Genomic DNA, 23,332 nt, shown 5'->3' with positions numbered 1-23,332 from the left:
ATCCGGTTCGTTTAACTACTCTGACGAGTTATCAATAGTCTATAATTTGTATATTGGTCTGATATCATGTGTTGTGTATTTTGTCGCTTCTCTGGCACGTATTTATTGCCAAAAATAACGTCAAAAAGAATTATCAAAACAGATGAATAGGTGAAAATATGTTTAGGGATTTAAGACTTGGTCTAAAAATTGGCGCGGGGTTTGCTGTCGTACTAATTTTATTATCGATTGTTTTAGGGGCGAGCATCTTTGCATTACAGTCAGTCAGTGACGGGATCGACAAGTATAGAGATTTGGCCCGAGAGACAAATATTTCAAGTCGATTACAAACGAACATGCTGATGGTTCGCATGAATGTGAAAGATTTTCTGATCACCAGAGAAACTGAAGACATCACAACCTATCAAAACTATCTTGCCAAAATGCAGGATTTCTTAGATGAGGCGAAACAATCTGTTCAGTCACCGGAAAGGAAAGACCTGATTGATCAAGTGGGTCGTTCAATTGACACCTACAATAACGCCTTTAAGCAAGCTGTTGAAGTAGTCAGACAACGCAATGCTCTTGAAACACAATTAGGTATCTATGGCGAAGATATGCGCAAGGCTATTGCTCAAATTATCAACTCAGCCTATCAAGAAGGTAATACAAAACTCACCTACCATGCCGGTCAGGCGCAGCGCGGTATGCTTGTCGGACGTCTGTTCGTGGTTAAATATCTGCAGAGCAGTCGTGATGAAGATTTCACCACCGCGATTACCAATATGGATCAAGAACTACAGGATGAAATACAGGCGCTGAAGCAAGATCTACAAGGAACACCGCAGCAAAACCTGTTAACCACTTTCCTGAACGCACATCAGGATTATCTCAGAGATATGCGTGACATCCACAGCCAGATTTCACAAGCCAATACGATTATTGAGACATTGGATAAACTAGGTCCTCAGATTGCTGCAGATGTCGAGAAAGTTACACAGTTGGTGATGCAAGAGCAGGACACACTCGGACCGCAGTTAAAAGACAGTACTAACAGAAGTATTGAAATCACCATGTTGTTATCTGTGCTGGCAATTTTATTGGGGATCGCTGCCTCCTATGTGCTGACTATTGCGATTACCAAACCGGTTCATAAAGCCGTCAGTGCTGCCAATCGACTGGCAGAAGGCGATCTAACGGTTGATGTCGGAAAAACCAGTAAAGATGAAACCGGGTTGCTGCTTGCAGCAGTGCAAAACACAGCGATGAATCTGAAACAGATGATAACCACGATTTCCGGAGCCAGTACCGAGCTTGCATCAGCCTCCACTGAACTGGCAGCTGTCACCGAGCAAAGCAGTCAAAGTATTATCCGCCAAGAATCAGAAACAGAAATGGTTGCAACCGCGATGAATGAGATGACAGTGACCGTTCATGACGTTGCGAACAGTGCATCTCAGGCAGCCGGTGCGGCCGATAAAGCCAATCAGGAAGCTGAATCCGGAGCGAATGTTGTGGCACGAACCATCACTGCCATCCATTCACTCTCAGACAGCGTCACACAATCTTCGGAAAAACTCAGCGAGGTAGAACAAGAAGTTCACAACATCAGTACAATTCTGGATGTGATTCGGGGAATTGCTGAACAGACCAACCTGCTCGCCCTGAACGCTGCAATCGAAGCTGCCCGGGCCGGAGAGCAAGGCCGCGGATTTGCCGTTGTGGCTGATGAAGTTCGCTCACTGGCATCCAGAACACAGGATTCCACTCAAGAGATTCAGAATATCATTGAGCAACTTCAACAAGGCACGCAAAGTACCGTCGATGCGATGAATCAAGGGAAAAAACAAGCAGCGGCATGTGTCGAACAGGCCGATGAGACCAATGAGACTTTGCAAGCGATCATTCATGCCATCGGTGTCATCAATGACATGAATATGCAAATTGCCAGTGCTTCTGAGCAACAAAGCACCGTAGCGGAAAGCATTAACGAAAATATCGTCAATGTGCGTCAAATCGCTGAGGAAAATGCCGTTGCATCCAATGAAGCCCGCCAATCCAGTGGTGAAATCGCCCGACTGGCAGAGCAATTGAATCACTTAGTTGCACGCTTTAAAATTTAATCCCGAACGCGCCTCAACAGATACATCTCAACAGCAAGAGGGGAAGCCATCCATGGCCTCCCCTCTTTAATATCAAACGTACGGCCCCATCACTGTACGCATCATCACTTCACAACCGTAAGTCAGTAATACGCGACATCGAATAGGATGACCGTCAATTGGGTTTGTATGCCGGTGGTTCTGAAGCCGCAACCTTTTCATTGTTGCGAATAAACATCAGATGTTCATTGTAGAATGCATTGCCACGACAACCATGTTGCAGCGCTTTTTTATATATTGACGCAACAAATATATCCGCAAGACTAAATCCATGACCAATTGCATACCCAGACTCGTGACAGATAGATGAACTTAGCTTCGCGAGACAATGCATAATCCACTCGCCACGAAGTTGACGTTTCGAAGCCTCATCAAGTTCCGGGCGCAAAAATTTAAGCACTGTTCTGTTTTGCGGTGAATGAATACTGCCATTAACATATTCACAGACACGACGGATATGGGTCTTTTCATTAAGATTTTCACCAAGTAAAGGGAGGTGAGTAAATCGTTCTTCGAGATACTCTGCAATCGCCATTGACTCAGAAAACACGAAACCATCTACCGCGAGTGACGGAACATAGCCAAACGGATTAATTGCAAGATAAGTTGAGGTCAACTCTTGCGAGCTGACCTCAATCACTTGGTAAGGGATACGCTTAAAGTTAAGCGCCCACTGTACTCTTTCTGAGCTATTGGAGCCCTTCGCGCTATACAGCAAAACATCCATATTCTTATTCCCTCCTGAAAAAGCCGACAACAACAGCCAAAGCTTCAGTGAGCGCTGCTTTTGCTTGGTTCGGCCTTGATTGCCTTTCAGTTCATTGGCATTAAATCGTCACAATATTGAATTCTTTTGTTTCAATGAACTGAACTGAAAATTCACCACCCTCAACACATTCTCTGAGCTGAGGCACATACGTTTTCACATGTTCTGTTTCAAGATGTTTATTGAGGTAAGATTGATCCGTCCAACGCTCAATGGTTAAAAATACGTCGCCATCAATGTAAGACTCATACTGCTCACATCCCGACTCATCTACTGAATATTGATACTGCAGTATATTCGCGATTTCTCGCAATTTCTCATGCATACCGGGTTTTATCTTCGCTTTTACAATCGCAACAATCATTGTATTTCTCCTGTGTTTTTACACAAATCAGTGTATCCGTTGATGAATGGTAAACCCTCAATGCGCGAGGAAGTCACAACCGAGCTTGTATAACGACTTCTTTTTATATTAAAAATATTGTCAATTGACAAAAGACCGCGCCACAAGCTCAGACATCAAGACGCGACAATAACCGTAGGTTAGAGGTTTGAACTTTGCCAGTGATGGTAAAGATTTGTAATATCGGATGAGAACAAAAACTGCCAATAATCAACTGATCAACATCATCGCGATCAGGCAACAGATAACGGGCACAATCATCGAATGAATGCCCGTGATAATAGCCTGAATAGTAACTATAACGCCCCACCTTGATATTGGGATTGGTCACCTGCTCTGTGAGCGGTTTGCCCTTAAAGGGACTTTCAAAATAATTTTTCATTGAAGACTCGATTCAACCAGAAAATAGTGCCTCGACTCTGCCCAACTGTTACGCAGGGGCATACTTGCCGAATTGGCGGCGAACATAAGGCACAGAAAACACAATTAAACCGATCTGCATCGGCCAGCCGGACACCAGATTAAATGTGACGAGACTATCGGCATTCATCGGATATAACGCGAACAACAACAATGCTTTAGCAAGATATGCGATGACCCATATATAAGAGAGTCGCTGCCAAATACTGGCATAGGCTTTGGTTTGACTAAAATCCCACTGTTTCAGGCTGGGAGATGCAACCTCGGCAAACAACTTGGGAATCGGTTTATTGATCAGCGCAAAGATGAGGAATATCAACGCGGTTTGTAACGCACCCACCAATGACTTCACAAACAGCGTATTCAACAGCCATTGGCTGGGGATCAACCAGACAATCGCGATTTCAATCAGCCCGAACACCGCAAATAAAAATGCAATATATTTGGTTGATTTCAGCCAGAAACTCACCAATATCGCATAGAAACCAGAAACGAGAACCGCATCAATCAATCCAAAATATCGATAAGTCAGACCATAAATCAATGCCGGTACGATCATTGATAAAACCGCATCCCGATTGAACAGTATCCGCTGAATAATCTTTACACTTCCATTCATTTTGCTTACCCCATATTTCCTTTACAGCAGAACCGATTCCAATGATGAATACGATACTATGGTACCCGAGAGATCATCACAATATGAGCTCAATTGCCTCTTTTGGTCATCAGCATCGTCCGGTGCGTAAAAATTTGACCCAATCGGTGCGACCCTGCTTGTGAGCCGCATCAATGGCTGGCAATACATCGTAACCGACCCGATGAAACGCAATATTCCATTCACCGCCAACATGTTGGGACAACGTGACATACGATGCATGAGACGAATAGTTTTGCATGGTATGAATCATCGGTTCTTCGTCACGATACGCTTGCAATCCGACGCTGCCGGGATTAATGACGATTTGACCGGTCGATAGTTCAACACATCTTGGGATATGAGTGTGGCCACAGAGAATGATTGGCGAGGAAATACCCGCCAGTAATTCTATAATTTCCTGATCCGCCCGCACCTCGGGTTTCCCTGACTCAACATTTTCTAATAAATACACCAGATCGTTGGTTGGCGTCCCGTGACACGCATAGATATCATCAGTGATCTGTAAATCAAACGGTAACTGCTTCATCCAGTCTAACGGGCCTTGTCCCAACTCATCGAGGATGAACGCCATAGTGGGATTCGATTCGATTTCTTCCGGGGTGGCTTGATAGATCTGTCGATCCTGATTACCCGAGATTGTTACAGCATCCAGCACTGACAAATATTCATAAGTTTCTCTCGGTGCAATCGGTCCATACAAGATATCTCCAAGATTGATAAACCGGGTCGCCCCTTGCGATTTGGCATGATTGACCACGGCATCAAGGGCAAAGACATTGCTATGAATATCAGATAATACGGCAAATTTTATCACGTGATTCTCTTATATTGATTACGACTGATGATCCAGTTTATGGTCATGTAAAGCCGACTGAATCCGGCCACTGAATACTTGTTGTACTTCCGGGAGATCAATCAATGAAAATGCCTTCCACGGTGTTTGTGCTTTATACATCAGCATTCGAATCAAATCTGCAGCACTTTCTATTAAGCGTGACTGCCTTAAATCACCACAATCTACCGGGGTAAATCCTATCTGCCCGATTAACTGTGACACCCTGTTTTTTGCTTCAGGCGTATCCGATGCCACAAAACAGCAGACATTCAGCGCATCCAGTCCCTGCTCCGCAAGTTCAAATGTTTCTTGAGTAATCGTATTGAACGCAGTCACAACATGTGCAGATGGAATCTGACGCTGTAAAATTTCAGCCTTTGAACAAGTAATCGCGTCAAATTGAAAGTCTTGCGGAACGGTACCATTGTGTGAACAGATCACGGGTTTTCCTGAAAGTGCATTGATGTCGGTTAACACTTCATTTGGCGCAACATCTCTCGGATTGTAATAAATCACGTCACCATAATCTGCCGCTGCTTGGTTCGAGCCGCATTGAACATTCACCCCATAATCCGCAGCAAATCCAGCGACTTTGCGAAGATCTCTCGCACCAAAAAATACCGAATGCCCTTGTCGTGCAAGCGTTAGACCGATAACCTTTCCCATATTTCCTGTACCGACAATGCCGATTTTCATGACACTCAATTCCCCACTCCAAATAAAATAACGTTCACAACTGTGGCTCCGAGGGAACCACTGACTTGTTTTATGCGTCAATGCATGATGTTAAGTCTGATACTCGCCACTCTCGCCATAAAGAAAGGTTGTGACTGAATACTGTTCCGGTATATCACTCTATACGGGTTCATCAACCAGTTCTAGTGCCATCGGGATATCGACCATCCCATTCCTGTTTCTGACCCCATCGATACGCTTGAAACCAAAACGCAAATAGACATGTTCTGCGTTCACCGCAGAGTTCACCGTAAAATAACCGTGATTACCGTGGTTGAGAGATGCTTGCTTCACCACGTCCCATAGCTGACGTGAAAGCCCCTGACCTTGATAATTATCATCGACAAAGAGGTGATAGAGATGTGAATAATCCCGGATACCGGCAACACCAACCACGTCGTCATTGCAGTTAACGGCAACCACATAGAAATAATTGGCCGATAAATAAGTTTCAATCTTTTCCTGCGCCATAGACCCCAGCAAGAACTCATGAGTCGAGACCTCGAAAGTGGGGCAAACATACTTTCTGGTCAAAGGGACGATCAACTCACTGATGGCCTTGGCATCGCTCATCATTGCTTGTCTAATCTTAATGCTCATTATTTTTCCCTGATACAGTGACTTAAGACTGAATGTCTGCTCTGTATGATAAGCACCCTACTGTTTACTGAAAACGATTTTTCCGGCCAAGCCGATCAACAAAATCCCGGAGAAACCTTCGATAATTCGTGAATAACGATTGGCTTTGGCACTTTTTAATAACCAACTTCCGACAAACGCATAAATCATATTACACAGGGTCGCCAATCCGCTAAAACACAATCCCAAGATAAATAATTGCATATTGACTGAGCTTGCTGAGGTATCAATAAACTGCGGCAGAAAAGACAGGAAGAACAGCGCCACTTTCGGATTCAGGACACTGACAATGATCCCTTGTTGAAAGACACTCCCTTGTGACTGAGCATGCGCTGCTGTAGTTAACTTTGAACCGCCCTGCCACATCGACTTGAGAGAACTGAATCCCAAATACAGCAGATAGATTGCCCCCAGCCATTTAACGATGCTGAAGGCCAACGCAGAACTCATGATAATGGCAGATAAACCGAGTACCGCAGCCAAGGTGTGAACGAAATAACCGACACCTAACCCTAGCGCAGCTTTCACACCCCCGACCATTTTGCTTTTCATCGTGTTAGACACGATATAAATCACGTCTGGTCCCGGAATTAAATTGATTGATAAACATGCGATTGCGAACAGTAAAATCGTGTGAAATTCCATGAATTGAATACTCCTTATCAGATATTTACTTATTTGCAGAAAGTTTCAATATACAGAGCTTCGACCTTCTCTCTTGCCCATGGCGTTCTGCGCAGAAACTTCAATGACGACTTAATGGATGGGTTGTTGTAGAAACAGTTGATTTGAATGGCTGCATCTAACCCTTCCCAGCCATAATGTTCTTGTAAACGCACCAGAATTTTTTCTAAAGTCAAACCGTGCAGCGGGTTCTTGGGTTGTTCTTGGCTCATGTTGAATGGTTCCTGAGGTGCATTGATTGAAGCACCGAGTTGATTGATCTGCTGTTAATTTACTGTTTTTCATTCCAATTGTATGTTTTTTCTCATTTGCAGTGAAAAAATATCGAGTATATCCACACAATGCCGATCAAACCGGTTCGCTGAACAGTCGGTTTAGGGCAGCCGTCAATTGCTGCCCTGCTGCGCATCTCTAGTATGGCAGTTCCGTTTTATTATCCGACACAACTGGCTGCGGCCGATAATGCTGACTGGTGAGCCCCAACCATTCGGGCAATGATGTCCCCACGGCAATCGAGGAGAACGTGCCTGTCAGGATGCCAATAAACATCGCGATTGAGAATCCTTGTAGGGGTTCTCCCCCCATGATCCAGAGCGCGGCCACCGTCATCAACGTTGTGCCAGACGTCACCATGGTCCGGGAAAATGTCGCCATGACCGCCATATTGTTAATCTCTGGCAATGGCACATCAGGCTTTCTGATTAACAACTCACGGATCCGGTCTGCAATAATAATTGAATCGTTCAATGAGTAGCCGAGTATTGCCAGCACTGCGGCAAGCACCGTCAGATTGAACTCCATTTGAGTCAGAGCAAAAAAAGCAATCACAAAAACGACATCGTGAACCAAAGCAAACAAGGCACCACTGGCTAAGCGCCATTCAAAGCGAAATGACAAATATCCCAGAATACACAGCACCGCGATGAGCACTGCAAGACCACCTTGTTCTGCTAATTCTTGGCCGACCTGTGGCCCGACAATGCTGGTATTCAATGTCTCTATCGGCGTACCGAGTTGGGCGGAGAGCGCGGCGATATGGAGTTGTTCTGTGACAGGATAACGTAAAATCCAGCGATTCAGCTCGCCTGTCGCAATCAGCGACACATCACGCCCATAATTTTGTGTGAGCGTATTGCGCAGAGCCGACTCGTCAATTTGCTTATCCAGCCGTATTTCACTGACGACACCACCGGTGAAATCTTGTCCCCAGTTCAACCCTTTGAAGGCAATGACACCAATGGATAACACCATCAGCAAAACAGAAATCGCACTGAAGATATAACGCCAGTGACGTGTGAATTTGAATGTCATATTAAACCCTCACATCATGAGATAGATTACGTCCATAAACCAGATTAATCAGGACGCGAGAGGCAAAAATGCCGGTAAACATGCTGGTTAGCAGACCCAGCCCCAACGTCAATGCGAACCCTTTAATCGGACCATTGCCGATGGCATAAAGCACCACAGCGGTAATCATCGTGGTGATGTTGGCATCAAAGATGGTGGAAACTGCGCTATTAAAGCCGCAATCAATCGCATTCGCGAAACTTCGCCCTTCTTTGAGTTTGTCGCGGATACGCTCAAAAATCAGCACATTGGTATCCACGGCCATCCCGACCGTCAGCACTAATCCGGCAATCCCCGGCAGGGTTAAAACCGCGCCCGGTATCAATGCAATCAACCCGAATAACAACACCATATTAGCGAGCAATGCAATATTGGCTATCCAGCCTAAACGGCGATACCACAGCGCCATAAACAGCAAGGTACTCGCCAATCCTAATCCCAGTGCTGCAAAGCCATTTTCAATATTTTCGGCGCCTAAGCTTGGCCCGATGGTCCGCTCTGCCACAATAGTGACGGGTGCCGTCATTGAACCGGCACGGAGCAGTAACGCCAACTGCTGCGCTTGTTGGTGCGTCCCGACCCCGGTGATCCTGAATCGCTCCGACAGTGCAGACTGAATAGTTGCGACGCTGATAACTTTGTTTTTCTGAGTCAACGTCCCGTCAGGTTGGCGGCTATATTCACTAAATACCGTTGCCATCGGCTTCCCGATATGTGTGCCGGAAAACGTCATCATCTGTTTCCCACCTTCACTATCTAAGGTGATATTCACTTCGGCTTGTCCCAATTCTCCGGCACTTGCTCTCGCATCGAGAATATGTGTCCCGGTCAACACTGGTTTTTTGCCAACAATCACGGTCTCACCTTGAGCGTTCTTGATGAACTGCGTCTTGCCATCAGCCATCGGCAACGCTTCATAAAACGCCAACGTTGCCGTTGAGCCAATCACATCTTTGGCAACGGCCGGATCCTGCACCCCCGGCAGTTCAATCCGAATGCGATGTTCCCCCTCGCGCTGAACCAAGGCTTCGGTCACGCCTAACGCTTCAATACGAGTCCGCATGATTTGTAAATTTTGCTGCACCGTCCTCACTCGCAGATCGGTTTTCTCCTTGGGGTCGAGCTGAAGCTTTAACATTTTCCCGTCACGCATGACTTGCCATTGAGGAAAATGGCTGGCGAGATAATTGCTCACTGCCGCTCTCGCTTCGTGCGGTAAAATGAGTTGTAGCTGTCCGTCGTTGGTGTTCCTCAGGTGTAACCCTCGAATTCCTTGCGTCTGGGCAAAATCTCGGACCGCGTTCGTAAGCGCTTCTGCCTGAAGGCGGTACACCGGCGTTGTATCAACATCTAATAAGAATTGAACCCCGCCCCGTAAATCCAATCCGAGCTTGATGGGTGAAAATCCAAGTTTGAGCAGCCAATCCGGTGCGGACGGACTCAAAGCCAGTGTCAGTTTTTCAGGATGGGCAGCGTATCCGGCGAGTATCTCTTTGGCCTTTGCCTGCATCGTCGGCTCAGCTAAAACCACTTGGGTAAATTGCGGATTCGAATTGATTTTTTTGACCGATACATCATGTTGCAGCAACACACGATGAATCCCTTGAGGGTCAAGCGCTAACGTCGCAGATGTTGGTATTTGAATGGCCGCATCTTCACCATACCAGGTCGGAATCGCGCTCAGGCCCATGATGATAAGGGTGGTGATTAAAACTAAGTATTTCCATACAGCATTGCGATTGCGCAATGCTGACGGACGTCGCTTAGCGGACGTCTTAAAAATAGAATTGATTAACATATTTGCTCTTTGTCTCGTTGAGCTGACGGCATAGCCGCACGATAGGCAGCCCTGTCACACCGACAAGGTGCAACGGGTCATACCCGGTTGTTCGTTGTGTACTTAACGGTGTTGAGACAAAAACATCAGATGTGATGGATAAACCGGTATTGTAAATTTGATTCTTTCCAGCCGTTGAGGCGACCCCGACCACGATTGAATAAGGTCCATGGATGGCGAGGTAAGGCAATGGCAAACCCATGACAGAGTTCAGGAATTTTTGGCAGTTGGATTTCGCTCGCAAGCAAGTATTCGGGATGATCATTTTCGGCAGAAAATCCCGACCTGCTGATGCTGCGCTGGTTGGTCGCCGGTGCATACCATAAACCATCATCCAGTAATCTATCGTGCTGAACCTGATTGGTAGGCGTGGCTTGAACAGCAGCTTGAATTTTGAGATGGGCAAATGTCTGGGGGTGCGAGTCACTCTCAATATTTGTCTGAGCAAAAGCCTTCCAGGTTGTATTTTCTACAACGCCAGAATAGACAGAGACTAACAAGCCAACAAATAACAGTATCGTCAGCTTGCGGAACAGAGAGAGTAGGCTCGTTTTCATGCCTAATCATATTGGGGCAAAGACTTAAATTTCAATGCCCGGGCTTTATCTGGGTTCGGGGCGCGATGGCTTGTTTTAAATTCATCACGACCAATAGATGACCGAGTAGCATGATGAGGCCCCCGACAAACAGAGCATACTCGATCGGTTCGCCATAAATTAAAGCCCCAACGATGCCGGTGGCTGGAAAAACTTACTCATAGCGCCGCACCGAAAACGACACTTGATCTCTTGAGCCCGCTTGGTCGATTAACGTGAGTTGATAATGACCTGTTTTTAAATCATCTAAGGTGATCTTTCTGTGCTGACTCGACAATAACACCCCGTTTAACAGCCAGTAAAAAGGCGCTTCTCCGCCCTCAGCAGAAACGGTGATATCTTGAATCTGTTGTTGCGGAAACTGAAATGCATCCTGATTGGCAAGCCCATGGATATGCACGGCAGACTGACGAATAATATTGCCTGTCGTTTTGCATCGCGGATCCCAGTTTGGGATGCGAGCTGCCCGGCGTTGTTCAGGTTTCAGCCACGCATCCAGCGGTGCGGGCCAGACCGTGACCTTGTGCCGTTGTGCCTTGATTTGACAGCTGATATTAACGCGTAACTTGGAGTCATTGGCTTGCCAAAAATGAAATTCAGACTGATTAAACAGTTGTTGCTGCTCAGCAATGTTGTACCAAGTCTTCGGAATGGTACCATCGATGATATAAGCACGATGGTGCGCCTCACAGTCTGTCTTCACACGGTCACCCTGTGGCCAGCATATATCGACTTGAGAAACACTGTCGGGAGCCGCCGGATCGGGGCGCTGGTCATTAAGGCGCTGATAAATATTGTTGATTAACGGCACCGCAGTCACTTGCCCATAATGGCCGGGCATGGGCACGCCGTCCGGTCTGCCAACCCAGACGCCGATGGTGTAATGCTGACTGACACCAATGGCCCAGGCATCGCGAAACCCATAGCTGGTGCCAGTTTTCACCGCTAAACCGACCACTGAGTTGGGATTCTCCAACAAGATTTTTCGGATCACCCACGCTGCGCCTGCACTTAAAAGCGGTTGTTGTATCTGTGGGTCTGCCGGACTAAAGCGAAGGTGCTGCGCTTGTCCTTGATTGCCCAGGCTGGTGTACGCATAGACTAAATCTTCTAAATCAGAGCCGACCCCACCGAGCGCAATGGCTAAATTCGGTTTTGCCCCGGTCGGTAGTTTTAATTCGATGCCTGCTTTTTTCATCTTTAAGAAAAAATAAACTGGCTTGAGCCGCTCCAACACTTGAACCGCCGGAATATTCAGGCTTTTCTGCAAGGCATGAGCGACCGACACCGGGCCACTGAATCCGCTGTTGAAATTGTCGGGCTGGTAGTCACCAAACTTAAGGGGCACATCCATTAATAAACTTTCACTGTGTATCATCCCTTCATCTAAGGCCATGCCGTAGATAAATGGTTTAAGGGTTGAGCCCGGTGAACGAATGGCTGATACCATATCCACATAAGCAAAGCGGCTGTTGTCGTTAAAGTCAGCGGATCCGGCGTAGACTTTGACCTTGCCGGTCTTATTTTCGACCACCAAAGCCGCGGCGGAAACGTTCTGTCCGATCCCATGGACATAATTTCTGAGCAGCTCGCTGGTCTGACTCTGCCATTGGGGATGAATAAACGTGTGAATCTGAGGGGCTTGGCTGTCGGTGACTAATCTACGCGCAAGTAAGGGCGCAGATTGGTAGTTCTCTTTCGGCACGATAGTAATGTCTTCGATAAACGCATCGTTCAACCGTTCTGATGACCATGCGTGTTGGGTGACCAAACGACGCATCAATTTGTCCCGTGCTTGGCGGGCACGAACCGGATGCCGATCCGGGCGGTAGTAACTGGGGGCTTGTGGCAAAATCGCCAATAACGCGGCTTGAGCGTCCGTCAACTGCTTCACCGAATGACCAAAATAGCCTAAAGAAGCCGCCTGCACGCCTTCATAAGTGCCGCCAAAAGGCGCATGGTTGAGATAATAAGTGAGGATGTCCCTTTTACTGAAATGCCACTCTAATTGCAGCGCCCGAATGATTTCTTTGAACTTCCCCCACACCGTTCTGGGCTCAGGGTAACGGATACGAGCCACTTGCATAGTTAAGGTTGAGCCACCGGATACGATTTGCCCGGTGCTGCCCCATTGCCAAGCAGCCCGGATGAGCGCAATAACATTCACACCCGGATGGTCGTAAAAATATTGATCTTCGTAGGTGATCAGCGCGGTAAGGTAGTTCGGAGAAACATCGTCTAAGGTCACAGGAAATCGCCAGACACCGTTTTCATCAGCAAAGTGACGTAAAATAGAACCATCCTCAGCGAGAACGGTCTGGCTAAGAGAGCGGGATTCTAAATCGACCGGCACGATCCGGTCGTAACATAAGAAAGCCAAAAACAGCAGTATGCCGGCGATGGGCAAATAAACCCATAACCGGCAATATTTACTCAAGATAGTCATTAACGAGGCTGTATCTCCATCGTCCCGATTGAGGTGCCGACAGCACGGTAATTCGGACGATACATGTCTTCTGCAAATGGCGGTGCAACTTGATAAATCCCCGGTGTGACCGCGCGCGCCAGATAGTAGAGCTTCTTCACTGCGTGATTGTTCAGACTGACAGCCGCCACAAAACGATCATCGCGATACTCTTGATACTGCACTTGATTCTCACGGAAGTAGCGCCCGAGCGGTTGCTCATCAATCATAATGCTATCAAGATCGACACTGGCATTGCTCAGGTTTTGGTTTTCCAGCGCCAAACCGGCTGGCAAAAGGTCAACCACTAAAGCATCCGGGATCCGGATATCTTTATCAGTCGTCATCACACTTAATTCGACAATGACCAGATCGCCGCTGGTGAGTGTCGCGGGTGTGGTGGGTTGACCTTTAAGGTCGTAATACTGCCGGTTAATGCGGAGACCGTCGCTGGATGGTTGCGGTAAACCTTTCGGAGCCCCTTGATATTGCAGGCTGACATACAACTTTTGGTCGTGTGCGGTAATCCCTTTGAGCTGGCGCAAACGGTCGGCATCAAACACCGAATTGAATGCCTGCTTTCTAACAACGGACTGTTCGTTCGATGATGACTGGATGGTGGCATGCCACTGACTCTCTTTTTGAGCATATTGGTAGGCGACTTTTAATAGCGCAATCCGCTCTTGCGTACTGAACCAACGCTTGTCTTGCATACTATCGACCATTTTATCTGCCAGCGTACCGTCATCCAGCCCGAGCTCTAAAGCGACAGCAAGACTTAATGCCTGATCGCGCACAACAGAACCATAATCCCGGTAATACGCATCCCGTTTGCGGTCAATCTTGAGCGCCAGTTCAAGGGATTTTTGGGCTCTGCTTGTGTCATTTAATTGATGTAATGCTCCCGCTAAGTGCATCCAGGCAAGCCCCGATTGATTGAGCTTAATGGGTTTGGAAAGATCTCCACCGTCGTTATTTGTCATTGCCTGATGATAGAGTCGGCGCACGAAGCCTAAGCTAATCGCATTGGCTTTGGCTAAGACAAAGGCCGCGTAAGCGCGATAAGAGAACTGATAATAATCCGGGCTTTCGCTCCACATCTCGCTTTGAGGGGCATTGTTGACAAAGAAGGTCAGGCGTTGGATCGCACGCTTTAACATATCGTCATCGATGACAAGGCCTTGTTTACGGGCATCGATTAAAAACTCCGTGGCATAAACCGTTCCCCACCGCGACTCCCAACTACTGGAATCCCAATAGCCGAAGCCACCATGACTGAGCTGTTTCGCCTTCAGTTTCTCAATCCCTTTCCGGATCTGTTCCAGACGAAATGCCTCACTAAATGGCTGCTGAAACTGTTGTTCAATACTCTCCTTTAAGCCAAGCTTTGTGACCATATCTTCATTGAGTAATAGCCAAGGATAGGTCGAGCTGGTGGTTTGTTCTAAACAACCGTAAGGGTACTGCAATAAGTTTTCGAACTGACTTCTGAAATTGATCGCCGGGCGATTAGAAATCGTCAGCATGGCTTGAACACTGCTGTCTCGCAACTCACTGAGGTCAAAATCAGGTTGCCATTGCTCACCGGGCTTCAGTGTTGCGCGTGATTGATTGGTCACCCAAGGATAAGGGCTGCGGACACCCAGTCGCCATGTCCGTGTGATATTGATGTCATCCCCATTGCTGGCATTGAGTTTGATGACGCCTTGGCCTTCAATGTCCGCACCGGTGATAGGTATCGTGAGGACGGTCTTTTCTTTATCGGCAAGTGCCAGCGTCTGCTGTAAACCTTCGCTTGTGAGCGCCCCTGAAACTGCCACATTGACCTGCAGTGTTTGATCGGTATCGGAGAGGTTATGCAGATCAAGACTCACTTGGCTTTTATCCCCCATGGCAAGGAAGCGCGGCATGGCGATTTGTGAGACCACCTTGTCAGCGACGATCATCTCTTTATCTGCGCTCCCGTAACTGTGGTCGCCATAGACCACGACCATCCATTCCAATTTGCCATTGAAACTTGGCAATTCAAAACTCACATCGGCTTCACCGTTCGTCAGGGCAACCGGTTCACTGAAGAACGATACAATTTGTACATCCGACTTAGGCTTTTTACCGCCCCGGCTGAGTGCTTCATCCGATTCATCAAACCCATCACCACCGAACTTCTGGCGGATCATGTCATAGCCTAAATTATTGATGATCTTGCCATAGATATCGTAGTACGCAGATTCGAACCGACGCGGTGCATAGAAGTACAGCTCCGGTCGAGGCGGTTGATAACGCGTAATATTCAACACCCCTTGATCCACCAGCGCGACTGTGGCATACAGTTTTTGCTCACCCAATTTCGCTAAATTAGTCACTTTGATATGGGCATTGACCACTTTGTCGGGCTGCGTTTTATCCTTTGTAGTCAGTTCAACGTTCGCAATGGCATCCGGGCGTATAATCGCTAAATGAGTGATTCCCAATGCACGTTTGGGCGCAACTTCCGTGACTTGGTCGGCCGGGGTTAATACCATTGCCGTGACATACAAATCGTGTCGGTTCCAAGATTTTTGAATATCAATACTGACTTCGTTTTCGCCTTTCTGGATATGTTGATGCAGGCTGTATTGCACCCCATTGGTCGATTCAACGTTGATAATCCCATCACCTGCGATAGGGCTGGTCAAACGCAATTTAGCTATCTCACCGGGTTCATAACGATCTTTATCTAATGCCATTTGCAGCATATCAGGTTTTAAATTGCTGCTGTTTTGGTTACCCCAACTCCACTCTGTCTCGAACTCAAAGGTGGTCTTAGCCCCCGTTGTAGAGGTGACTTCTAAAATATAAGTCCCCCATTGCACCGGGAAATCGACCGTGATGGGATCACCCTTGACGTCAACCTTTTCACTGCCAACAGTATAGATGTGGCTTTTATAATTCCAGTACCAGCCACGGGATTCGTTATACTCCCAGAAATACTCTCGATACTTACGGGACATGCGTACACTGAGTTGGTCAGTAACGGACTTTCCTTGTTGGTTAACGCTCAATAGCTTAAATTGCACAGTGTCATCGGATGCAGGCCGGCCTTGAAACTGCGGTTGAATCCCAACCAGTTTGTCGTAGCCCGGCAATTGTATGACCTGCTGATTGCGGGTTACCGGACGGCCACCACTTTCATAAACACTGGCACTGACAATGTATTGTAATGGTACGGAAATCCGGGACCAATTTGCAGGCACCGCGATCTCTCCCTTGCCCTCTTGATTCAACTTGATTGCCGCAGTTTTCACTGTTCGACCGTTGATTTTTTCTTTGGCATTACCGAAGTAATAATTCTTGAGAGATGGAAATGGTGAAGTTGAAGGCGATACCGTAATCACCGCATCAGCATGATTACCTGCCGCAGGTGCGCCATAGAGATAATCCGCTTGTATCGGCACATCAAACTCGCCGCCAGTCGGCGCATAGCGAGTTTGGTTCGGCACCCCATCGTAAAATGACAGGGTCAGTGTTTCCGGCAAAAAGTCTTCAACCTGAAACCAGTAAGTATTCACATAGTCATCATTCATGCTGACTTCAAGACGCCACTTTCCTGTGGAGGCATTGTCGTCTAACTGAAAACCAGTTTGATATAGATTGGTGCTTTCCGGTTGCCAAGTGAACTGCTTCTTACGTTCACCACGGGCATCATAAAGCTTGGCGGTGAGTGGTAAACCAGCGACTTTTTGACCGTCAAAGTCGCGTAGTAGTAAATTAATCGAGACAGCTTCACCGGGACGATACAGGTCACGAGGCCCGTACATAAACATCTGATAATGGCGATGCAGACTTGGCACATTCGGATAAGCAGACAGATCCAACTCACCTTCATCCAATTTGAGAAAGGAAATACTGTCGCCCTGACGAGCAACAACCACTTTGGGTAGATCGTTGGTCGCCAACTGATAGCTGCCGTCAAGAGCGGTTTTACCGGTTTGTTCGTGTGCAGCTTGTTTATTGGTCTTGGGCCACAAAAAACGCAAATTGACATTGGCCATTGGCTTGGCGGTGGCAATGGAATGACTGTAAACAATCAAAGAATCTTTGTACTTTCTGACATGTAGACCAATGTCAGTGATGGTAAAAACTGCTGTGTCATAGGCATAGTCATAGTCTCCTACTTTGCGTATGACCGCGACATAAATGCCCGGAGCGTTCTTTTCTAAGACAGGGTCTAAATTGAAATTGTAGGTCTTCCGCTGATTGGTTTTTGCATCATTTTCGTAGCGTGCAGTGTGGACTAACTCGGCGTACTCTTTTAAGTTCTGAAGCCTGTAGTAATTATTCATGCCCTGAAAGGACGTTTCGTCAGTAAAGCGGTCTAAAGCATCATCCCGGACACGAAATACATCTAAGTCCACCGATTTCTGATTAATCACGGTAACAGGGATACCATTTTGAATATTGCCGACCAAAAAGGTCCCTTTGTCGGCAAAATTTGCACCGGGGACGATTTCACGAGTTTTGACTGTGCGTTCAAATTGATGAACGTTACCTTCACTATCTTTCTCAGAGATGGTTATCCCACCAACCGATTGAAGCCTTTTATCGACGTTGATGGTGTACTCGGTGCTCGGCTCAACAAAGGGAAGCACCCATTGGCGGCCATTATTTTGCGGGATCCATATATTGCCTGTCGTAGGACTGGGCGTCACAACCACAAATTGGCGAAGGTCAGTTTCAGTATTAACCGGACTGGTAAAACGAATCACTAAAGCCGGTGCGTCATCTTGAGTGGTTTCACTGATATCAGAGACATAAAAATCAGCGGCTTGAAGAGTACTGGAAAGCAGCAATAAACTCATCCAGATGAAATGAAATCTTGATAAAAAAGACAACACGGTAAGTATTCCTTTTACGCAGGTTAAGTTGCGATAGTATAAGAGCGGCCAATGTTTATCAATTGCTATGCAAAAGCATCTGGTTTCATGCTTTTATAGGTAAAATCCAATCTCTGAATAAAGATCACGACAGGAGCGTACAAATGTTGGAAAGAATATCATTCACGGAAGAATGATTCGGTTTTCCGTGCGGGACGGCCGTAAAAGTCGGTTCCGGACAACGAGCACTCCAGCCAAACAAAAAAGATTTCTGGTGAGTCTTGCATCTTGGCAAGCGTTACTGGCGCATAGGACGCCAATACCTCTGAAATCGAGGAACGCAATTGTGCGTCATATTTCGAAGCCGGAAAGTGGAAACCGTTATACCGCAGACTGCGGCTCACGCTTTACCCATAAACACTTACCTCAATCAAATTTGAATCCGGATCCAAGAAATAAACCGATTGAATCGGACCGCTTGCACCTGATTTCTCTACCGGCCCTTCTACAATTTCGACCCCTTCATTGGCTAAGTGGTTGACGACATCTCCTAAAGGCCAGTCAGTGATTAAACACAAATCTCCCGAACCAACCTGTGCTGCGTTTCTGGTTTCCTGACCTAAGATTTGAAAGTTGATCTTTTGGCAGCCAAATTTCACCGCCTTGCGGCCATTGCCAAACGAGACATCTTCCATGTGTAGTACCCGTTTATAGAAGGCGACTGAGCGCTCAATATCCGAAACCGTTAAAACGATGTGATCAATATGACTAATCAAAATGTATCTCCTGTCTTCCTTGTGTTCGACGAACACCCTGTTTAAGAGAGTAACATTCGGCAGCCGAGGTACTTATCGCGTTAGGTCAGTTGAGTTGAGATGCCGACACATGATGTGCGATTGGTCTTGAAAGCCGAGTTGCTGATAAAACTGTTGCGCGGATTGATTAAAAGCCATTACTTCAAGCCTGATTTGCTCGGCACCTTGTGATTTTGCCCACCGTTCACAGGCGGACATCAGTTTTGTACCGATACCGGAAGCACGATGTTTCTCATCAACGACGATCGTTCTGATACAGCATATCGGACAGCTGACGATAAATGGAATCGTTTCATTTTTGGTGATTGTTGCGGTTAGAAAGCCAACAACCTGACGCTCTGTCTCCGCCAGCAAAAAAAGCGTTGATTCGTCATTCAACACATTCAGCCAGAATGGTTTATCAGCGGCTGAAGGCTTTTTAAATGCCAGCGGTGCATTCTCAAAGTGTAGCATTCCGATTTGCTCACTTAAAACCAACACCGCGTCTAAATCTGCTATTTCCGCGTTTCGAATTTTCATCATGTCCTTTGATCTCAGCGTGTTCTGCAAATACTATCCAACAGCATCAGTATCACTGGTTGAACACTTGACTCACTTCGAACTACATTACCCTGTGTACAGACTTCTTTTCAACTATTCAGACAAAGAAAAAGCCCCGACGATACAAGTATCATCGGGGCTTTATCGAAATAAGTGGCGCGCCCTACAGGATTCGAACCTGTGACCACATGCTTAGAAGGCACGTGCTCTATCCAACTGAGCTAAGGGCGCGTTACGGGGTGGGATTATACGAATTCACCTGAGTAAATCAATGAGTTTCTCTAATTGAATGTTTTAAATGCCTAAAAAATTACCAGCTTGGGAAAAAGCTCAGAAAACATACCAGAAGCAAACGTTTGCTTATAGATGTTCTGCAAAATATCTGCGACAATGCGCGCAAAAATTTTGCTATTCTTTTGTTTCGCGACTCATGAAGGTAAGCCATGACTGCTCAAAATATTGATGGAACCCTAATTTCCAAAACCGTTCGTGCCGAAGTCTCTGCACGGGTGAAAGCAAGAATCGATGCTGGGCTTCGGGCTCCGGGACTTGCCGTGGTTCTTGTCGGGGAAGATCCGGCTTCCCATGTTTATGTCGGGAGTAAACGTCGGGCTTGTGAAGAAGTCGGCTTTATTTCCAAGTCATTCGATTTACCCGCCAATACCACACAACATGCATTACTTGAACTGATTGATGAATTGAATGCAGATGCCAGTATTGATGGTATTTTAGTTCAGTTGCCCTTGCCTGCGGGTCTGGATGCAACTCAGGTTCTGGAAAGAATTTTGCCGCACAAAGATGTCGATGGTTTCCACCCTTATAATGTCGGACGCCTTGCACAACGGATTCCGACCCTCCGTTCCTGCACGCCAAAAGGGATCATGACACTGCTTGAACGGTACAACATTGACCCACGCGGCAAACATGCGGTTGTCGTCGGAGCATCCAATATTGTCGGTCGCCCGATGACACTCGAATTACTATTGGCTGGATGTACTACCACGACGTGCCACCGCTTTACCAAGGACTTAGAACAATTTATCCGTCAGGCAGAGATTTTGGTTGTCGCAGTCGGCAAGCCACATTTTATTCCGGGTGAGTGGATTAAAGAAGGCGCTGTTGTGATTGATGTCGGTATTAACCGCATGGATGATGGCAAACTGGTGGGTGATATCGAGTATGACGTTGCCAAAAATAAAGCCAGCTATATCACCCCGGTTCCCGGCGGTGTCGGGCCGATGACCGTCGCTACTCTGATTGAAAATACCATGCTCGCTTGTGAACAGTTCCACACTGATGTGTAGTGAGATGTTTATTGAGATGAACAACACCTCATATCATTGATGAGGGTTCATAACACAGATGTAAAAAAGGCTCCGGTAAGGAGCCTTTTGCATACCGATTCTCGTCCGGCTAATTCATAATGATTCGATCCGCAAGGTGGCTGACCGCAAGCGCAAAATAATAAGAACGGTTCCACTTCATCAGCACGTTATAGTTGTTATATACCAAATAGACGCGCCCCTGCTCATCATCGGGAGCGATGAGCCAAGCCTCAATATCCTGCTTCAGTTTCGGCAGCGGGCTACCGTCATAACGTGTCACGCCCAGCTCACTCCACTGGTGAAGCATTTTACCCTGATCTTTACCCCGTCCACTCAAGCCCATATCGAATCCACGCGGTAAATGCACCTGACGTCCCCAAATCATGTGTTCATTCCAGCCGGACTGACTCAGGTAATTCGCCGTTGACGCGAATACATCGGCTCTCGTGCCCCAGATATCTTTTTTCCCGTCGCCGTCACCATCGGCTGCGAAGGCCAGAAAAGAGCTCGGCATGAACTGACACTGCCCCATCGCACCGGCCCATGAGCCTTTCATTGCCTGCGGTGTGATATGTCGTTGTTCAAGGATTTTCAGCGCTGCCATCATTTCGCTGCGAAAGAATCGTTCACGACGCCCGTCATAAGCCAATGTCGCCAACGCATCGACAACGTTGTATCCGCCGGTGAGCGAGCCAAAGTTACTCTCTACCCCCCACAGGGCGACGATATAACGAGGTTGCACACCATATTGTTTCCCGATTCTCACCAGCTCATCATAGTGTTCCTGATAGAGTTTTTTCGCTTTAACGACTTTCCAGTCCGGCACGGCACGAGGAATATACTCGTCCAGAGTGAGCTTTTTCTCCGGTTGATTCTTATCGGCAACAATCGCTCTGGGACGGTAGGTGACCTTCTCAAAAGCTGCATTGATCGTTGCTTGGCTAATCCCTTCCTGCTTCGCTTGTTGTTTGAGGCCATCGACATACTGTTCGAAGCTCTCTGTATTGGCATAGAGGGGACAACTCAGAATCAATCCCAATCCAACTGACCATAATTTTTTCATTTTCTCTCCTCTCATCCTGATAAGTCTTCGCTACTACTGTTCGTGTTGAGCGGCTTTCCTTGCTTTATAGCTTTCTAATAAATTTTCCGGTGGCGGCGGTAGTTGTAAGAAAAACCCATCATCGATGAGTGATGCTTTCACTTTTTCAATATCAACGTTTGCGAGGGTCTTCCCTGCCAGACTCATCGTCATCACTAAAACCGGCCGTCCGAACATCTGTAGCAGTGCTTCCGGAACTTTCGAGAAATCGTCTTTTTTCTCAATGTATAAATAGGTGCCTTCTTTTTTAGGACTTTTATATATAGAACAAAGCATTACTGAGCCTTTTGTATATTTCCCGACCAGAATGTCAAGACTTACGATCTCAACACATAAAGTTAACCTAGTTTTGAGGTTAAAAGCGTCAATTAAAAGTAAGATATCTTGCTGAGTTTGAGCTGTGACTATAACATGACAGCCCTACTTTCAGGCAATGCCCTTTCTAAAGTGTTTTATGAGTTGAGGCCCAAATTACCTATGTCAATCACACCTGATCTTAAAGGTAGTAGTTTTACACTCTCCGTGTTACATCTTGCAGACAGTGAAATTTCAAAGTCCGTCGAGTTCTTGAAAGAAAAAGTGACTCAGGCACCGGCGTTTTTCACCGCTGCGCCCATTGTGCTCAACATTGCCCAAGTTGACGGTGAACTTGATTTTCACCAGTTAAAACATGGGATTCATGAGACGGGCATGGTGCCTGTCGGCATCACGGGTGTCCGGGATAAGCGCACGCAAAATCTCGCATCTGAAGCCGGCTTTGCCGTTCTCACTGCCAGCAAGTCACCAAGTCAGGCACCCGCAGCAATTACGCCGACTAAGACCATCACTACCCCGATCCGTTCCGGTCAACAGGTCTACGCGAAAAATTCTGACTTAGTCATTCTCAATCACGTTAGTGCCGGTGCTGAAGTGATTGCCGATGGTTCAATTCATATTTACGGTAGCTTACGCGGCAGAGCCATTGCCGGCGCCAGCGGACAACAGCAGGCGAAAATATTCTGTCACGATTTACAGGCTGAATTAATTTCTATCGCAGGTAATTATTGGCTCAGTGATCAAATTTCGAGTGAACACTGGCAGACAAAAGCGATGCTCAGTTATCATGACGGCACGCTCCACATTGAACCAATCACTATTTAAATCCTACTCAAAGGAAACTTAAGTAA

At 46.8% G+C, this 23,332-nt stretch carries 20 protein-coding genes, 1 tRNA gene and 1 pseudogene; 3 read left to right on the top strand and 19 right to left on the bottom strand.

All coding sequences use genetic code 11. From position 1 onward, the window contains the following. Window positions 1-158 precede the first annotated feature (158 nt). Window positions 159-2,102, top strand: coding sequence for a HAMP domain-containing methyl-accepting chemotaxis protein (locus VRK_RS05570; RefSeq protein WP_059120456.1), 1,944 nt, complete (start codon window positions 159-161; stop codon window positions 2,100-2,102). Window positions 2,103-2,256: 154 nt separating this feature from the next. Here VRK_RS05570 and VRK_RS05565 read toward each other — a convergent pair whose 3' ends face one another. The 17 genes and pseudogenes from VRK_RS05565 to VRK_RS05485 form a co-directional block, all read right to left on the bottom strand. After that, window positions 2,257-2,868, bottom strand: coding sequence for a glutathione S-transferase family protein (locus VRK_RS05565; RefSeq protein WP_059120455.1), 612 nt, complete (start codon window positions 2,866-2,868; stop codon window positions 2,257-2,259). A 100-nt stretch (window positions 2,869-2,968) separates the two neighbouring features. Then, a complete protein-coding gene (locus tag VRK_RS05560) occupies window positions 2,969-3,271 on the bottom strand; it encodes a putative quinol monooxygenase (RefSeq protein ID WP_059120454.1) in 303 nt (100 codons plus the stop codon). Window positions 3,272-3,500: 229 nt separating this feature from the next. Beyond that, window positions 3,501-3,692 (bottom strand): annotated as a pseudogene (locus tag VRK_RS05555) (type B chloramphenicol O-acetyltransferase); the annotation flags it as partial. A 48-nt stretch (window positions 3,693-3,740) separates the two neighbouring features. Then, window positions 3,741-4,349, bottom strand: coding sequence for a hypothetical protein (locus VRK_RS05550; RefSeq protein ID WP_059120453.1), 609 nt, complete (start codon window positions 4,347-4,349; stop codon window positions 3,741-3,743). Window positions 4,350-4,458: 109 nt separating this feature from the next. Next, a complete protein-coding gene (locus tag VRK_RS05545; RefSeq protein WP_157371857.1) occupies window positions 4,459-5,205 on the bottom strand; it encodes a metallophosphoesterase family protein in 747 nt (248 codons plus the stop codon). An 18-nt stretch (window positions 5,206-5,223) separates the two neighbouring features. After that, window positions 5,224-5,922, bottom strand: a complete 699-nt coding sequence (locus tag VRK_RS05540) for an NADPH-dependent F420 reductase (RefSeq protein WP_059120452.1) — start codon at window positions 5,920-5,922, stop codon at window positions 5,224-5,226. A 159-nt stretch (window positions 5,923-6,081) separates the two neighbouring features. Next, a complete protein-coding gene (locus tag VRK_RS05535; protein ID WP_059120451.1) occupies window positions 6,082-6,561 on the bottom strand; it encodes a GNAT family N-acetyltransferase in 480 nt (159 codons plus the stop codon). A gap of 57 nt (window positions 6,562-6,618) precedes the next feature. Beyond that, complete coding sequence (locus VRK_RS05530; protein ID WP_059120450.1) at window positions 6,619-7,245, bottom strand: LysE family translocator; 627 nt, start codon at window positions 7,243-7,245, stop codon at window positions 6,619-6,621. 29 nt (window positions 7,246-7,274) lie between these two features. Next, the gene (locus VRK_RS05525; protein WP_059120449.1) at window positions 7,275-7,496 is read right to left on the bottom strand and encodes a VF530 family protein; all 222 of its coding nucleotides are present in this window, start codon (window positions 7,494-7,496) and stop codon (window positions 7,275-7,277) included. Window positions 7,497-7,695: 199 nt separating this feature from the next. Further along, window positions 7,696-8,595, bottom strand: coding sequence for a protein translocase subunit SecF (gene secF, locus VRK_RS05520; RefSeq protein ID WP_059120448.1), 900 nt, complete (start codon window positions 8,593-8,595; stop codon window positions 7,696-7,698). A gap of 1 nt (window position 8,596) precedes the next feature. Beyond that, window positions 8,597-10,432 carry a protein translocase subunit SecD gene (gene secD, locus VRK_RS05515; RefSeq protein ID WP_059120447.1) on the bottom strand — a complete coding sequence of 612 codons (1,836 nt, stop codon included), beginning with the start codon at window positions 10,430-10,432 and terminating at the stop codon, window positions 8,597-8,599. 125 nt (window positions 10,433-10,557) lie between these two features. After that, window positions 10,558-11,028, bottom strand: a complete 471-nt coding sequence (locus VRK_RS05510) for a hypothetical protein (protein WP_059120446.1) — start codon at window positions 11,026-11,028, stop codon at window positions 10,558-10,560. A 193-nt stretch (window positions 11,029-11,221) separates the two neighbouring features. Further along, window positions 11,222-13,513 carry a penicillin-binding protein 1C gene (gene pbpC, locus VRK_RS05505; protein WP_059120445.1) on the bottom strand — a complete coding sequence of 764 codons (2,292 nt, stop codon included), beginning with the start codon at window positions 13,511-13,513 and terminating at the stop codon, window positions 11,222-11,224. Next, entirely contained in the window at window positions 13,513-18,405 is a 4,893-nt protein-coding gene (locus VRK_RS05500; RefSeq protein WP_059120444.1) for an alpha-2-macroglobulin family protein, read from the bottom strand. The genes pbpC and VRK_RS05500 overlap by 1 nt, the downstream gene beginning before the upstream one ends. A gap of 386 nt (window positions 18,406-18,791) precedes the next feature. Next, the gene (locus tag VRK_RS05495; protein WP_059120443.1) at window positions 18,792-19,160 is read right to left on the bottom strand and encodes a VOC family protein; all 369 of its coding nucleotides are present in this window, start codon (window positions 19,158-19,160) and stop codon (window positions 18,792-18,794) included. Between the two features lie 72 nt (window positions 19,161-19,232). Continuing rightward, window positions 19,233-19,718 (bottom strand): GNAT family N-acetyltransferase, encoded by a 486-nt coding sequence (locus tag VRK_RS05490; RefSeq protein ID WP_059122668.1) that lies wholly within the window; start codon window positions 19,716-19,718, stop codon window positions 19,233-19,235. A 175-nt stretch (window positions 19,719-19,893) separates the two neighbouring features. Then, window positions 19,894-19,970: transfer RNA gene (locus VRK_RS05485), tRNA-Arg, on the bottom strand. A gap of 212 nt (window positions 19,971-20,182) precedes the next feature. Between VRK_RS05485 and folD the strand changes: the two genes are divergently transcribed. Next, window positions 20,183-21,043, top strand: a complete 861-nt coding sequence (folD, locus tag VRK_RS05480; protein WP_059120442.1) for a bifunctional methylenetetrahydrofolate dehydrogenase/methenyltetrahydrofolate cyclohydrolase FolD — start codon at window positions 20,183-20,185, stop codon at window positions 21,041-21,043. Between the two features lie 109 nt (window positions 21,044-21,152). On the opposite strand, the gene VRK_RS05475 is transcribed toward folD, so the two are convergent. Continuing rightward, a complete protein-coding gene (locus tag VRK_RS05475) occupies window positions 21,153-22,127 on the bottom strand; it encodes a lytic murein transglycosylase (RefSeq protein WP_059120441.1) in 975 nt (324 codons plus the stop codon). 33 nt (window positions 22,128-22,160) lie between these two features. Next, complete coding sequence (locus VRK_RS05470; RefSeq protein ID WP_059120440.1) at window positions 22,161-22,442, bottom strand: YcgL domain-containing protein; 282 nt, start codon at window positions 22,440-22,442, stop codon at window positions 22,161-22,163. 201 nt (window positions 22,443-22,643) lie between these two features. Here VRK_RS05470 and minC point away from each other — a divergent pair, with 201 nt between their 5' ends. Continuing rightward, a complete protein-coding gene (gene minC / locus VRK_RS05465; RefSeq protein WP_059120439.1) occupies window positions 22,644-23,306 on the top strand; it encodes a septum site-determining protein MinC in 663 nt (220 codons plus the stop codon). Window positions 23,307-23,332: the final 26 nt, after the last annotated feature.

It is taken from the genome of Vibrio sp. MEBiC08052, from assembly GCF_001506075.1.
GTDB lineage: Bacteria > Pseudomonadota > Gammaproteobacteria > Enterobacterales > Vibrionaceae > Vibrio.
Note: the sequence above shows the minus strand (reverse complement) of the source record. Positions and strands in the feature narration are given on the sequence as shown.